The sequence below is a fragment of the Nostoc sp. genome, from assembly GCF_036917275.1.
In the GTDB taxonomy this organism is placed as follows: domain Bacteria; phylum Cyanobacteriota; class Cyanobacteriia; order Cyanobacteriales; family Nostocaceae; genus Nostoc.
In genome coordinates this window covers 52,233-66,723 of the sequence record NZ_JBALDF010000062.1, presented here as the reverse complement: position 1 = coordinate 66,723, position 14,491 = coordinate 52,233, and the positions used below count along the sequence as shown (strand labels likewise).

Sequence of the window (14,491 nt, the reverse complement as noted above, 5' to 3'; positions counted from 1 at the left end):
ATCAAAGACTCGTTCACGAGTATCAAAGACTCATTCACGAGTATCAAAGACTCGTTCACGAGTATCAAAGACTCATTCACGAGTATCAAAGACTCATTCACGAGTATCAAAGACTCGTTCACGAGTATCAAAGACTCATTCACGAGTATCAAAGACTCGTTCACGAGTATCAAAGACTCGTTCACGGAGTTCAAAGACTCATTCACGGAGTTCAAAAACTTATCCCAAGTTCTCAATCCTCAATGCTGCAAATTTTCCAACGTTTGTTAACTTATAAGATTTATACCAATTCTTTGTGAAACTGCACAAAATCAGGCTTGGTAAGACTTGGGGCAAAATCTCGTTGTTCTATGCAACCCATAGATAATTGGTATAAAAGGTGTTAATCACTGGTGTAAAATATAAGTTAAAAAAGATGTTCTCTGGGGAATTCTAACCTTAGTACAGAGGAATTCTCGTAAAAATTTATGAGCGCAAAACTTGATGGAAGTGTAAGGGTCGCTGGCTACCAAATCGGAGAGCGACTTTATTCAAGTTCTCGCACTCAAGTGTATCGGGCAATACGAGAATGCGATCGCCAACCAGTGATCATCAAGCTCTTAAAACGAGAATACCCCAGTTTCAGCGAATTAGTACAGTTTAGCAACCAATATGCGATCGCCAAAAACCTAGATATTCCCAGCATCATTAAACCCTACAGCTTGGAACTCTATCAAAACGGCTACGCCTTAGTCATGGAAGACTTTGGTGGCATTTCCCTGCGGGAATTTAGCCAAGGACGATCACTGACTTTAAAGCGATTCCTCCCGATTGCGCTGCAACTGATAGACACTTTACACGAGTTACATCAACAGCACATCATTCACAAAGACATCAAGCCAGCCCACATCCTGATTCATCCTGACACCAGAGAAATTAAGCTGATTGACTTCAGTATTGCCTCACTTTTACCACGAGAAACCCAAGAGATCCAAAGTCCCAACGGACTGGAGGGAACGCTGGCGTATCTGTCGCCAGAGCAAACTGGACGGATGAACCGGGGCATTGACTACCGCAGCGACTTCTATTCATTAGGTGTGACTTTCTTTGAACTACTGAGTGGACAACTGCCCTTTGAGTCCGACGAGCCGATGGAGTTGGTGCATTGCCATATCGCCAAACAGCCTGACTCTATCTGTAATCTCAACTCCGAAATGCCTTTGATGCTGGGAGAGATCATCTGCAAGTTGATGGCGAAGAACGCCAAAGACCGCTACCAGAGTGCGCTGGGACTAAAATATGACTTAGTGACCTGCTTAGAACAATGGTGGAAAACAGGCAAACATACTTGGTTTGATTTAGGACAGCACGATAATAGCGATCGCTTTCTGATCAGAGAAAAACTCTACGGACGGGAACCAGAAGTAAAAGCCTTGCTGGAGGTATTTGGGCGGGTTGCCAATGGTGCATCAGAATTGATGCTGGTAGCAGGTTTCTCCGGCATTGGCAAAACTGCCGTGGTAAATGAAGTGCATAAGCCCATCGTCCGGTGGAATGGGTACTTCATCAAAGGGAAGTATGACCAGTTAAATCGCAACATTCCCCTGTCTGCCTTTGTGCAAGCTTTCCGCGATTTGATGGCACAGTTACTCACTCAGAGCGATGCTCAACTGGAGCAGTGGCGAAACAAAATTCTGTCTGCAATGTCTGAGAGTGGACAGGTGATGATTGAAGTGATTCCAGAATTAGAACAGATTATTGGCAAGCAACCGCCCGCACCAGAATTATTGGGTAATGCTGCACAGAACCGCTTCAATTTGCTGTTTGTCAAGTTTATTCAGGTGTTCACCACAAGAGAGCATCCGTTGGTGTTGTTCCTCGACGATTTACAGTGGGCAGATTCAGCATCCCTGAATTTGATCAGGCTGTTGATGGGTGAAACCTTGAGGGGTTATCTGTTAATTATTGGCGCATACCGTGATAACGAAGTATTTGCGGCTCATCCATTGATGCTTACCCTGGAAGAGATTGAGAAGGGAGCCACAGTCAGCACCATTACATTAGCTCCTTTGAGTCAGACAGATGTGAATCGTTTGATTGCCGATACATTGAGTTGTTCAACAGAAGTTGCCCTGCCGTTAACTGGATTAGTTTATCAAAAAGCCAAAGGGAATCCCTTTTTTACAACCCAGTTTCTCAAGGTATTACATGAGGAAGGAGGAATTACCTTTGATTGGCATACAGGTTTGTGGCAGTTTGATCTGGCACTTGTGCCCAGAGGCGCAGCGACAAGTCAAGAGACATCACTTGCCCTAACGGATAATGTCGTAGAGTTCATGGCAATTCGACTGCAAAAGTTGCCCACCCAAACGCAAGCGATACTTAAACTGGCAGCCTGTATTGGCAATCAGTTTGATTTAGCAACGCTGGCGATCGTTTATCAGAAGTCGCAGACAGAAACCGCTTTGGACTTGTGGAAAGCATTGCAAGAAGGATTTGTCATTCCAAGCAATAAGGTTTACAAGTTTTATCAAACCGAGTCATCAGTTCCCATCCAAATATCACTACAGAAGGTTGACACCTGTGTTTACAAATTCTTGCATGATCGCGTCCAGCAAGCGGCATACTCCCTGATTCCCACCGAAGAAAAACAACCCATTCACCTAAAGATTGGACAGTTACTCCTGAGTAACACCCCCGAAAGCAACCGGGAAGAACGCATTTTTGAAATCGTCAGTCAACTCAACGTTGCAACTGAATTGATCCAATCCGCAGAACGTCAAACCCTCGCCCAGTTCAACCTGATGGCAAGCCGCAAGGCAAAAGCAGCGATCGCCTATACTGCTGCCTACAAATATGCCCAGGTGGGCATTGAGTTACTCTCGCAAAACAGTTGGCAGCATCAGTATGAGTTGACCCTAGCACTCCATCAAGTTGCCACAGAAGCCGCCTATCTGAGCGGTGACTTAGAGCAGATGGCAGGCTTCGCTAGCCTTGTCCTAAAGCACGCCAAAACTCCATTAGATCAAATCAGCATTTATGAGGTGAAGATTGAGGCATTAACTGCTCAGGGTCAGTTTGCCCAAGCGATCGCCGCAGCACTTGCGATCTTAAAGCAATTGGGAGTAGAACTGCCCGCAGCGCCTACCCAGGACGACGTGGCGGATGCCTTTAGTAACGTCTCAGATGTGATTGGAGAGCGCTTACCTGCCGAGTTACTCAACCTCAGCGAAGCAATGGATGCAAACATCCTGGCGGCGGCTCGAATTTTGACATCGATAGCACCCTGCGCTTATCTGTTTCAGCCACTGCTGTATTTACTGGTGATTTTAAAAAAGGTTTATCTGTCCGTCGTGTATGGCAATGAATCAACCTCGACCTTTAGCTATGCCTCTTATGGGATATTGATGTGTGGTGTGTTGGGAAAGGTTGAACTAGGTTATGAATTTGGTCAGTTTGCCCTGAATCTGCTATCACGTTATCAAAATTCAGAATTGAAGGGGAAAACTTTATTACTAGTCTGTATGTACACAAGGCATTGGAAAATGCACCTGCGTGAGACATTACACCCCTTACAGATTGCCTATTGCAGTTGTTTAGACGTGGGCGATCTGGCTTTCGCCGGTTACTCTGCGTATAACTACGGTTTTTACTCTTATTTTACAGGGCAGAACCTAAGGCAACTAGAGTCGGAAATTGCCGAATACTGTGAAGCGCTCAAGCACCTCAAGCAAAATCTAACTCTGACCTATTCCCAGTTGATTCGACAAATTCTGCTGAATTTAATCGGGGATGCGGATGACGTTGTGGTGTTAAGCGGTGCAGCCTACAATGAACAGCATCAACTTCCATTACATCAAGCAATGGGCGATCGCACCGGATTAGCATTGCTCTGGATTAACAAACTGGTTGTGTCCTATCTGTTTTCAGAGTTTGAACAAGCCGTAGAACAGGCTGGGCAGGCAAGACAGTATTTGGATGCTATCCTTGCTTTCTTTTATGTACCCATCTTTCATTTCTATGAGTCTTTAGCCCAACTAGCATGGTTTGGGCAACTCTCAGCCCCACAACAGCAGCAGATAAAGGAATGCATCGCTGCCAACCAAGAAAAACTCAACCACTGGGCAGCCCATGCACCGATGAATTTTCAACACAAATTTGATTTAGTGGAAGCCGAGCGGTATCGGGTCTTAGGCAATCAGGCAGAAGCAATAGACTATTATGATCGCGCCATCAAAGGAGCCAAAGAACAAGGCTACATCCAAGAAGAAGCACTTGCCAATGAACTAGCCGCCAAATTTTACTTCAACTGGGGCAAAGAACTGATTGCTCAAGACTATATGACCCAAGCCTACTATGGCTATGCTCGTTGGGGTGCTAAAGCCAAAGTCGCCGACCTAGAAAAACGCTATCCCCAATTACTCGCCCCCATCCTCCAGCAAACCCGTTCTCCCCTTTCAACCAACGAAACTATCTTTACATTAGAAAGTGTCACCTCTACCAGTTCTGCCACTTCTAGTAGTAGTAGCCTCTCTGTTGCTTTGGATTTAGCTACTATTCTCAAAGCTTCCCAAACCCTTTCTGGCGAAATCGAACTCGAAAAACTGCTCTCAGTATTGCTACATATTGTCATTGAAAATGCGGGAGCTGATAAGTGTGTGTTCATGCTTTTGGAGTCAGGTCGTTTACTGATTCAGGCGTCAGCACAGCTTTCCTTTCTACAGAACAAGGGAATTACCCACATCAATTTTTACCCAATGTTGCTCAATCCAGAGCCTGTTGAAGACTCTGTTGATCTGCCAGTTAGCTTAATTAATACCGTCAAACGCAGCTTACAACCAGTAGTAATTATTGATGCCACGGTGCATCCACAATTAATCAATGACCCCTACATTCAGCAACAGCAGCCCAAGAGTGTCTTGTGTAGCCCGATTTTGGATCAAGGTAAGTTGTTGGGCGTGTTGTACTTAGAAAACAATTTAGCAACTGGAGCATTTACCAGCGATCGCGTCGAACTGCTCAACTTACTTTGCGCCCAAGCTGCAATTTCTCTGCAAAATGCCCAACTTTATCGAAATTCCCAGAACTCTGCTCAACAGTTAACACAATACTAGGAGGCTCTGCCTCCCTGAATCGTGGCAGTGCGCTTTGGCACTCCCTTTAGGGATAGAATTGGCTTACTTCGCGTTGGTATTAAAGTGTCACTAGCCCGATCAACGGAAGTTACGCACTTTGCAAGAAGCGCTTGGAAATTTCAGCAGGGGTGAAATTGCTAGGCTCTGTACTTGCTGATCAATACCATCTCCCTGAATAATCACCTGAGAACGTGACTGAATTAATTCCTTTATCTGCGGACAACCTAGAACAGAAGTCACTTCTGTTAAAGCAAAGACAAATTCTGTGTTTAATTTATCTAACGATGGTCGTAATGTTTGGTTTAAGTCTGGCGCGTTAGGAAAAGATTTAATGCCTTGCTTTTGCCAGTTTTTAAAATCAACTGTTTGGATGAGTTTTCCTGCTTCTATTTGTGCTTTAAAAAATGCTACAACTGGATCGGGTTCTAGACTAGAGATTTTTGCTTGTTGCCTAACCTTTAAAAGTAACTCTTGTTCGCGCTTTAGATCCTCAATAGGACGTTTGTGATTCCATTTCCACCGGGCTACATCATGTGCAATTAACAATCGCTGCTGGATCAATTTTAATAATTTATCTACAGGTACTTGTTGATCTGCGATCGTAATAGCTTGAGGATTTGCTGATTGTAGTGATCCAGAGTTATGAGCAGCGAAATACAATTTTAAGTTGGCAGCAACTACTGTACTACTGAAAAAAAGCCCAAAGAAAATTATTATGACAAACAACAGTGGATGCTTTCTGAAAAAACTTAAATTCATGTCAAAAAGTTAATATACCTTAGTACTTATCAGTAATTTACAGTAATTCGATAGTAATACAGTATTTTAAATCTCAGATAAAATATCTCATAGTTACTGACAAAAAGCAAGTTCAGCACAAAAAGCTGTTGCGTTTGATGGAAGACTCTGGTTTCTATGGTCTAGATATGCTCGTATTTATAGGCAGCAATACGTTCAAGAGCTATCGGATAACAATTTATTCGGTTATTCCCAGTCAGAGACTGGGAACAAGGCAAACTCCTAACTTCTAGCAGCTTTTTAAGTCTTTCCCGCCACCACCGAGTTTTTAACCAAAAGTTCCATTGCTGCTTGATATTGCAAATCCTCTGGGGTGCCAATCTGTTCGCGGTTAATTGGGTCTTGAGAAATCACTTTATCTGGCTTAATACCTAGTTTATTAATATCCCGGTGTTGAGGAGTTTCGTACTTAGCAATTGTGACTGCCAAGCCTGAGCCATCTGACAATTCAAATAAGGATTGAATTAGTCCCTTGCCAAAGGTGGTTTCACCTACCAACTGAGCACGACGGTTATCTTGCAGTGCGCCGGCCAGAATCTCACTAGCACTGGCACTTCCTTGATTTACCAAAATAACCAGAGGAGCGTTTGTCAGGGCTGATCCAGACGCTTCAAAACTACCTTGAATGCCTTGTCGGTTAACAGTGTAGACAATAGTGCCAGAGTTTAACCACAGACGGGCGATTTCAATTCCTGATTGCAATAGTCCCCCAGGATTATTTCGCAAATCGAGAATGTAGGCAGCAGCGCCTTTTTTTTCTAGACTAGAAATAGCGTGTGCCAATTCCGTTGAGGCGTTAGCATTGAATTGAGTGAGGCGAAGGTAGCCAATGGGCGTACCCTTAGTGGAAACACGCAATTCGGAAACCACAGGGTTAAGAGCAATGCGATCGCGTGTTAGCCTAATTTCTGTTTCTGCCTCTCCATCCCGTTCGATCAGGAGAGTGACAAGGCTGCCACTCGGTCCACGCATCTTAGTTGCAGCTTCATCAAGGGTGAGATTTTCTGTGGAGGTGCCTTCAATTTTGAGAATGCGATCGCGTGGTCTAATCCCCGCTTTATCTGCTGGTGAACCTGCTATAGGAGCCACTACTTCTAACTTCCCAGTCTTAGCATTTAGGGCAATTTGTAATCCTACCCCAGTCAGTTCCCCAGAAGTATTGACCTGTAAGCTGCGGTACTGTTCCGGATCTAAAAAGCGGGTAAAAGGATCATCGAGGCTCTGGAGCATCCTCCCAATTGCCGCATAACTGGCATTTGAATCTGATAGCGGCTTCTCTAAAGCCTTTTGCCGGACTGCCGCCCAGTTTTGATGATTAAACGTCTCATCTAGATAAGTGCGATTAACAATTCGCCAAACTTCGGAAACCAGCTTTTGTTCCGTCGTCAAAGCCATCACTGGCTGGGTGAGCGTACCAAACGCCAGCCAAAACGCCATTAACAATGAAAATCCAACCCGAAAGACTTGTTTGTTCATGAACCCCATTATCAATTCCACCTCAACCCAAATTGCCTAGAAATGCTCACTTGCCCTGTTGTTGATGAAATCTATCTCTCGATTATGTTACTTTTTTTATAGAAGTGGTGCATTTCTCTCATCAAGTTGTTTACTCAACTGATGCGTTGTATCCACTCACCAAAGGATAAAATCTACTTTGTGTCCACCATTTTCTGTGCAGGGGCGTGAAGAGATCGCAATATATTCCTTCTTTACAGAGTGTAAAGTTTCTGAAGACTCTTAGCACGCTGAAAGCTGACAAGCAAACAAAAAACTCTCCTTTACTAAAATCCCAAAATTGCTAATTGGGAGAGAAGTCTAAGCGGCGGCTTCTGAGAAGTCCGTAGACAATTCTGCTGCTACCCTACTCCTCGGTAACGACAACTCCAGCAAAGACGCTATCGCCAATGGGGAACAGGAAAGCCTAAAGGCGAATCCGTAGGATGCCGAGGCTTGGGTCTATCGGAACTTTGGTCGCCGATTTAGAACTTCGGGATTTATCAACCGCAACCGATTCTTAGGGACTTGAGATTGTATGGCCAATGTTTACGACTGGTTTGAGGAACGCCTGGAAATTCAGGCACTCGCCGAAGATGTCACTAGCAAGTACGTCCCTCCCCACGTCAATATCTTTTACTGCTTTGGTGGAATTACCTTGGTTTGCTTTCTCATCCAGTTTGCTACTGGATTTGCCATGACGTTCTACTACAGGCCAACAGTTGCTGAAGCTTTTTCTTCAGTAGAGTACATCATGAATGAAGTGAACTTCGGTTGGCTAATTCGCTCCATCCATCGCTGGTCTGCCAGCATGATGGTATTGATGATGATTTTGCACACCTTCCGGGTTTACCTGACAGGTGGTTTCAAAAAGCCCCGCGAATTGACCTGGATAAGTGGCGTCATCCTGGCTGTGATTACAGTTTCCTTTGGAGTCACAGGCTACTCCTTACCTTGGGACCAAGTTGGCTACTGGGCTGTGAAAATCGTTAGCGGCGTACCAGAAGCAATTCCTGTGGTTGGCGTTCTGATCTCCGACCTGCTGCGCGGCGGTTCGAGTGTTGGTCAAGCAACACTAACTCGTTACTACAGCGCCCACACCTTTGTGCTGCCTTGGTTGGTTGCAGTCTTCATGCTGTTTCACTTCTTGATGATCCGCAAGCAAGGTATTTCCGGTCCTTTATAATCTCAGCTATTAGTGAAAGGCAACATTTATCAGTTTTCAGATCAAGTTGTTTGTTCTAAACTTATGAAACACAAGAAATTAATTGCACATAAGTTCCAAAAACAAAAATTTGTATCTGAAGCCCAAAGCTGTAGAAACCCTCCAGGCGGCTGACCGGCAGGGCAAACGAAACGCTGTTTACCGCCTGTTAGGGTTGCCTAGTAGCTGATAGCTTTCACAAATGCTTTAATTTAACTTAAGCAGGAGAGCACATTTCAAAATGTCAACACAAAAAAAACCTGACCTGAGCGATCCTCAGTTAAGAGCTAAACTCGCTAGAGGCATGGGTCACAACTACTATGGTGAACCCGCTTGGCCTAATGACCTACTTTACGTATTTCCAATCGTAATCATGGGTTCGTTCGCTGCAATTGTGGCTCTAGCTGTGCTAGATCCCGCTATGACCGGTGAACCAGCAAATCCTTTCGCCACCCCATTGGAAATTTTGCCGGAGTGGTACTTGTATCCAGTTTTCCAAATTTTGCGATCGCTTCCTAACAAACTTTTAGGAGTGTTAGCAATGGGTTCGGTACCAGTGGGGCTAATCCTCGTTCCCTTTATTGAGAACGTCAATAAGTTCCAAAACCCTTTCCGCCGTCCAGTTGCAACCACAGTATTCCTCTTTGGTACCCTTGTCACCCTGTGGCTGGGTATTGGTGCTGCCTTACCATTGGATAAATCTTTGACCTTGGGACTATTCTAAATTAGTCACCACAAAGTGCTTTGACGCCTGTGAGTTTCAAAAGAATATGCAGATGTGCTTTTGAAATAAATTTACAGGCGTTAATTTTAACAATAAACAATTCATTAGCCCAACCTCAATTGGAGGCTGCGCCAACGTGTCATCACCCAAGGGGAACGACTGCTTTGCTCATATCACTAAAGTTGTAGCAAGTAGTCTGGGGGATAACGCATCCTCTTCAAGTCTTTCAGCGTCAACCGTAGTCATACGGGGATTGAAGGACTCCTGAATAAACGGTGAAACACCACGCCAAATTGAAAATTTGGTGTAAAAGAATTTAGTGGCAGTTCTAAATTCTTCACGAAAAGATTCCTGAGTTCTGGATTATTTTTTAAGAGTCCAGCTTGCATTCGGGATCTTCAGTTTTGGATTGAAAAGCTATTCCAAAATCCAAAATCATCAAAAGTCACCAAATAAAAACATTTTTTACTTACTTAACGTAAGTTGCTAGTTATAATCCTGGAAGCGCCAAAATAGTTGATGCTTTGTATTTTGGTACACAGAATATCTATATCTCAATTGAGATTTTCCTATATCAGAGAAATTTTGCGCTATTGGCAAAATTTAATAACTAGCAACTTGGGTTTACTTGTACTTAAGTCACAGTTAATGCTTAGTATAGTGCAGCAAGACCATCTGACGGTTAAGAGCGAACTCAGTCTCCTAAACCAGGTGCAAGAATGGTTCGAGCAATTTTGTCTGCAACATTTGTCTCAACTTGGCTGGTCAAAAACCCAACTTGATCGCCTGAATTTAGCATTAGCAGAAGGCTTTACCAACGCTGTTCGTCACGCTCATCATGCTTTACCCCCGGAAACAACGATTGAGATTAAGGTTTATCTGTGGATTGACCGACTAGAGATTAGAATTTGGGATTATGGAAAACCTTTTAATCCTGATGCGATCGCAGAACCAGCCCCAGGGACTCTGCAAGTAGGCGGGTATGGATGGTTTCTCCTGCGGCGGTTGGCTGACCGTGTTGTATACGAACGTGGTACAGATGGTAGAAATTGTCTTTTGATCGTCAAATACTCTGTAGAAGCACAAAAGTAAAAGTGAAGCAGTCAAGGCTAAAGGAAGGTAGAATATTTCCGATGCCAATTTTCGGTTTTGGGAAAGGAGTACCAGCATCGGGCGCGTTAATCCTCCTACCATCTCAATTGACAAGACTTGGGGCAAAATCCCTTGTTCAAGGTAGGCAAACTGACACCGACCTGTACTAGTCAACTCTTGGAAATGCTGCGCGTAGCTCGATTATATTTAGGAGTAAGACAAGCAGAACTTCTCCTCTGGTCACTGTTGTATTATGCGTATAAATATTTACGTAGGTACGGAGATTTTACCCTGAGTTGAGCCACTCACTTCAAAACAAAAGCATCAGCAGAATAAGTCTCTGCTCAAATATGTAGTTATTTGATTGATAAAAGCGTACTTATTTTTCAAGAATATGTGATGTAAATCGGGATAATATGTTTTTTACGTAAAATTGCTTAGTGATTATGATTTTTTTGTAAAGCCTCAAAGAATATTGTTGTATAAAAAGAATTAACGAATACAGTAAAGATAGCATTCGAGTTATACTAGCTCCCTTGTTAAGATTTGTCAGCAGTGTTGAGAGTTTTAATTTTTGTTCTCTAACAAGTGCAATTTAGTGCTTCATAGAGATAGAGGAGATAGGGGACATATGACTAAGACAGCCCTAATTACAGGAATAACTGGTCAAGATGGCTACTATCTCAGCCATTTGCTTCTCAACCGAGGTTACCGAGTTGTAGGATTAGTACCCCCGCATCGACAACCTAATTTGACAAAACTGGGAATATTGGCAAATCAGGTAGAAATTTTTACGGTTGACTTGAGAGATAATGCGGCGCTGTTGACCGCAGTTGAACAGCTGCGTCCCCAAGAAATTTACAATCTGGCGGCTCCCAGTTTTGTACCCGACTCTTGGAACGACCCGTTGGCAACCCTGGATCTGATAACTGGTACGGCTACCAGGCTTTTGGAAGCAGTACGACAGGTTGGTTTGTCTACCAGGTTTTATCAAGCTAGTAGTTCGGAAATGTTTGGCGATGTATTTATTTCGCCTCAAGATGAGGAAACTCCTTTTCGTCCCAAAAATCCTTATGCTGCGGCCAAGATGCACGCCCACTGGACAATGGTGCATCACAGACAGCGCTATGGACTATTTGCCTGTAGTGGAATTTTATATAACCATGAGTCCCCTCTACGACCACCTCAGTTTGTCACCCGCAAAGTTTCTTTGGCAGTTGCATCGATTAAATTAGGTTTAACTGACACTTTAGAAATGGGTAATCTAGATGCCAAACGCGATTGGGGATTTGCAGGAGATTATGTAAAAGCAATGTGGCTAATGTTGCAAGTTGATCAGCCAGAAGAATATGTGATTGGCACTGGGAAACTACACAGTGTTAGAGATTTAGTTGCCACAGCCTTTGAGTCTGTGGGATTGGATTGGACGCATCATGTAGTCCAAAATACCAGCTTATTGCGAAAGGATGAGCATTTTCAACTAGTGGCTAACCGCAGTAAAGCTAAAAGAAACCTCGGCTGGGAACCCCAAGTGAGCTTTGAAGAACTTTTAGAGAAAATGGTAAAAACAGATTTAGATCGGTTACAAAGCGGTATAATCGCGCCTTTACCGCGAGTGTAAATAATCTAACATGCGTATCACTCCAGTGACAGAAAACCTAAAGTTAGGTGATAAAGTTAACAAAAAGACTAACCATGTCTTTGTGTTTTTAGAAATTTTTGCCCACGAAGGTGGTATTCAATCATATATAAAAGATATTTTTCGCGCCTATCTGAGATTTAGCCAAGTCTACAAGGCAGAAGTCTTTTTGCTGCGAGATAGTCCTGATAGCTTAAATCCGTTTGAAGACGAGAACTTAAAATTTCATTACTTTAAAAATCAGTCTCCTTATTTGGGGAGACTGCAAATGGCAGCAGCTTTACTTAAGTGTCTGTTGCAAAGCCGACCGCAGCAAGTTTTCTGCGGTCATATTAACTTAGCAGTATTAGTACAAACTCTTTGCCAGCCCTTGGGGATTCCTTATACCGTACTAACTTACGGCAAAGAAGTCTGGGAACCCCTGAAAAATCAAGAACGTCACGCCCTGACATCAGCAAATAGAATTTGGACAATTAGTCGCTACAGCCGCGATCGCGCTTGTCTTGCTAATGCTCTAAACCCCAAAATCGTAGAAATGATGCCTTGTGCAATTGATGGGGATAAATTTACTCCTGGTTGTAAGCAGCCAGAATTAATCCAGAAGTATGGCTTAACTGGTGCTAAGGTATTAATGACAGTCGCGCGGTTATGGTCAGGGGATATTTACAAAGGTGTAGATGTAACGATTCGGGCATTACCACAAATCGCTCAGGTTTTCCCAGAAGTGAAATATTTGGTAATTGGTCGCGGTGATGACCAACCGCGATTAGCTAAACTTGCAAAAAATTTAGGTGTGAGCGATCGCGTCATGTTTGCTGGTTTCGTTGCTACAGAAGAATTAATGGAGCATTACCGCCTTGCTGATGCCTACATTATGCCTTCCCAAGAAGGCTTTGGCATTGTTTATCTGGAGGCAATGGCTTGTGGAGTACCTGTATTATCCGGTGACGACGATGGCTCCGCTGACCCCTTACAAGATGGTAAACTGGGATGGCGAGTACCACACCGCAGTCCTGATGCTGTAGCAGCGGCTTGTATAGAAATGCTTCAAGGGGATGACCAGCGCTGTGATCAAGAGTGGCTGCGAGAACAAGCGATCGCTCTGTTTGGTATAGATGCCTTCCAACAGCACTTGCAAAAAATGCTTCTATCCTCAGTAATAGATCCATTTAAGTCCAAATGACTTATGCCTAAAATCGCTATCTTAGAGGGAGGGAAAATAAAACTAAGCTGAAAATAATGGATAAACAATGGCTAAAAGCTTAAAAAAAATACTCGTTAAAATAAGATAAAGGTAGGGTGGGCTACACCCGAATTTACGCTTGTGGACAAGAAGGAGTTGACTCCTTTGGTTGAAACAAGAAGCAGACCCTCTAAAGTTTTCTTTAGTTGAATGACTAGCTCTGAAAAAGTTTAGTCAAGTTTTGTATAGCAGCAGGACGACATTTAAAAAATGAGCCTTAAGTCATTTCAATTGAATCTTTTAAATCTCCGCCCTTGGCTCACCCTACTAGCAGTTATTTGGTTGCTGGCATCAGTGGGCTTGGGTTGGTTGGTTAATTCGTTACTAATTATTTTCGGGTTGCTGTTGTTGGCACCCATTGTGGCTTTTTTTGGCTTTCGTTGGTGGCTGCAACGCAACTTGGTTGCTGATCAATGTCCCGTCTGTGAATATGAATTTACAGGTTTAAATAACAGTCAGTTGCAATGTCCTAACTGTGGAGAGTCGCTGTTAGTACAAAATAGTCATTTCCAGCGCTTCGCACCAGAAGGCACAATTGATGTCACTGCTGTCGAAGTTCCAGCCCAATCACTGGAAGATTAGTCAAGGATTGCTGCTCACTGGTCAAATGACTATTTATTTTGTTTGTTGCGAGATTGAGAGGGTGTAGCTATACTGTTGCTTGGATAATTCGCCCACATACAGCGAGTATTTTCCTGCCTGCCAGTAACCAGAAACTTCTGACTTGCCTCCTGAGTAACTATCTGCCATTACACAAAAGCGCCCCCCAGGCCCATTGAGCAACAGCGTTGGCTTGCCTTGACTCTCTACTGTCAATCGCAAATAAGGAAGTGATTCTGTAACCTGGATCACTTGACTAGGTTCAGTGGTAATATTACCACAATTACTTTTGACTGTTCCTCCAGAGTTTCCCTTCAAAATTAGTGGATCTGATTGGAGATTCCGATTAATTTGGATTGTTGGTGTCTGTGCCAAATTAGCCTCAGTGAAAACTAAACTCATCGCCAAAGCTGTGGGAACAATTGTAAGTAGCCTAAGCGTTTTCATTTTAATTAATGCTCCAGATTTTTTCTAGAGCAATGTTATATAGTCTGATTTAATAGACGACAGCAATCCGTCTTGGTTCCAAAAGCTGTCGTATAAAGCAATACCATTCATTTAAGGATTGTTTGTGAAGATTGAT

10 protein-coding genes and 1 pseudogene are annotated in these 14,491 nt (G+C 43.4%); 7 read left to right on the top strand and 4 right to left on the bottom strand.

From position 1 onward, the window contains the following. Positions 1-236: pseudogene (locus tag V7K35_RS25185) on the bottom strand (hypothetical protein); the annotation flags it as partial. 231 nt (positions 237-467) lie between these two features. Between V7K35_RS25185 and V7K35_RS25180 the strand changes: the two are divergent. Beyond that, the gene (locus V7K35_RS25180; RefSeq protein WP_335082683.1) at positions 468-5,093 is read left to right on the top strand and encodes an ATP-binding protein; all 4,626 of its coding nucleotides are present in this window, start codon (positions 468-470) and stop codon (positions 5,091-5,093) included. Positions 5,094-5,192: 99 nt separating this feature from the next. Here V7K35_RS25180 and aroQ read toward each other — a convergent pair whose 3' ends face one another. After that, positions 5,193-5,840: a gamma subclass chorismate mutase AroQ gene (gene aroQ, locus V7K35_RS25175; RefSeq protein WP_335082681.1), complete on the bottom strand. Its 648-nt coding sequence runs from the start codon at positions 5,838-5,840 to the stop codon at positions 5,193-5,195. A 312-nt stretch (positions 5,841-6,152) separates the two neighbouring features. Continuing rightward, positions 6,153-7,397, bottom strand: a complete 1,245-nt coding sequence (gene ctpA / locus V7K35_RS25170) for a carboxyl-terminal processing protease CtpA (RefSeq protein ID WP_335082678.1) — start codon at positions 7,395-7,397, stop codon at positions 6,153-6,155. A gap of 547 nt (positions 7,398-7,944) precedes the next feature. Here ctpA and petB point away from each other — a divergent pair. From petB to V7K35_RS25140, 6 genes are all read left to right on the top strand, one after another. Further along, positions 7,945-8,592, top strand: a complete 648-nt coding sequence (gene petB, locus V7K35_RS25165) for a cytochrome b6 (RefSeq protein WP_334793051.1) — start codon at positions 7,945-7,947, stop codon at positions 8,590-8,592. Between the two features lie 259 nt (positions 8,593-8,851). Further along, entirely contained in the window at positions 8,852-9,334 is a 483-nt protein-coding gene (petD, locus tag V7K35_RS25160) for a cytochrome b6-f complex subunit IV (protein ID WP_334722787.1), read from the top strand. A gap of 648 nt (positions 9,335-9,982) precedes the next feature. Next, complete coding sequence (locus tag V7K35_RS25155; protein ID WP_334793050.1) at positions 9,983-10,426, top strand: ATP-binding protein; 444 nt, start codon at positions 9,983-9,985, stop codon at positions 10,424-10,426. A 631-nt stretch (positions 10,427-11,057) separates the two neighbouring features. Continuing rightward, positions 11,058-12,047, top strand: coding sequence for a GDP-mannose 4,6-dehydratase (locus V7K35_RS25150; protein ID WP_335082675.1), 990 nt, complete (start codon positions 11,058-11,060; stop codon positions 12,045-12,047). Positions 12,048-12,057: 10 nt separating this feature from the next. Beyond that, positions 12,058-13,248, top strand: a complete 1,191-nt coding sequence (locus tag V7K35_RS25145) for a glycosyltransferase family 4 protein (RefSeq protein ID WP_335082673.1) — start codon at positions 12,058-12,060, stop codon at positions 13,246-13,248. A 270-nt stretch (positions 13,249-13,518) separates the two neighbouring features. Continuing rightward, positions 13,519-13,890: a hypothetical protein gene (locus V7K35_RS25140; RefSeq protein WP_334793047.1), complete on the top strand. Its 372-nt coding sequence runs from the start codon at positions 13,519-13,521 to the stop codon at positions 13,888-13,890. Between the two features lie 33 nt (positions 13,891-13,923). Here the strand turns inward: V7K35_RS25140 and V7K35_RS25135 are convergent, their stop codons facing one another. Beyond that, positions 13,924-14,355 (bottom strand): hypothetical protein, encoded by a 432-nt coding sequence (locus V7K35_RS25135; RefSeq protein ID WP_334793046.1) that lies wholly within the window; start codon positions 14,353-14,355, stop codon positions 13,924-13,926. Positions 14,356-14,491: the final 136 nt, after the last annotated feature.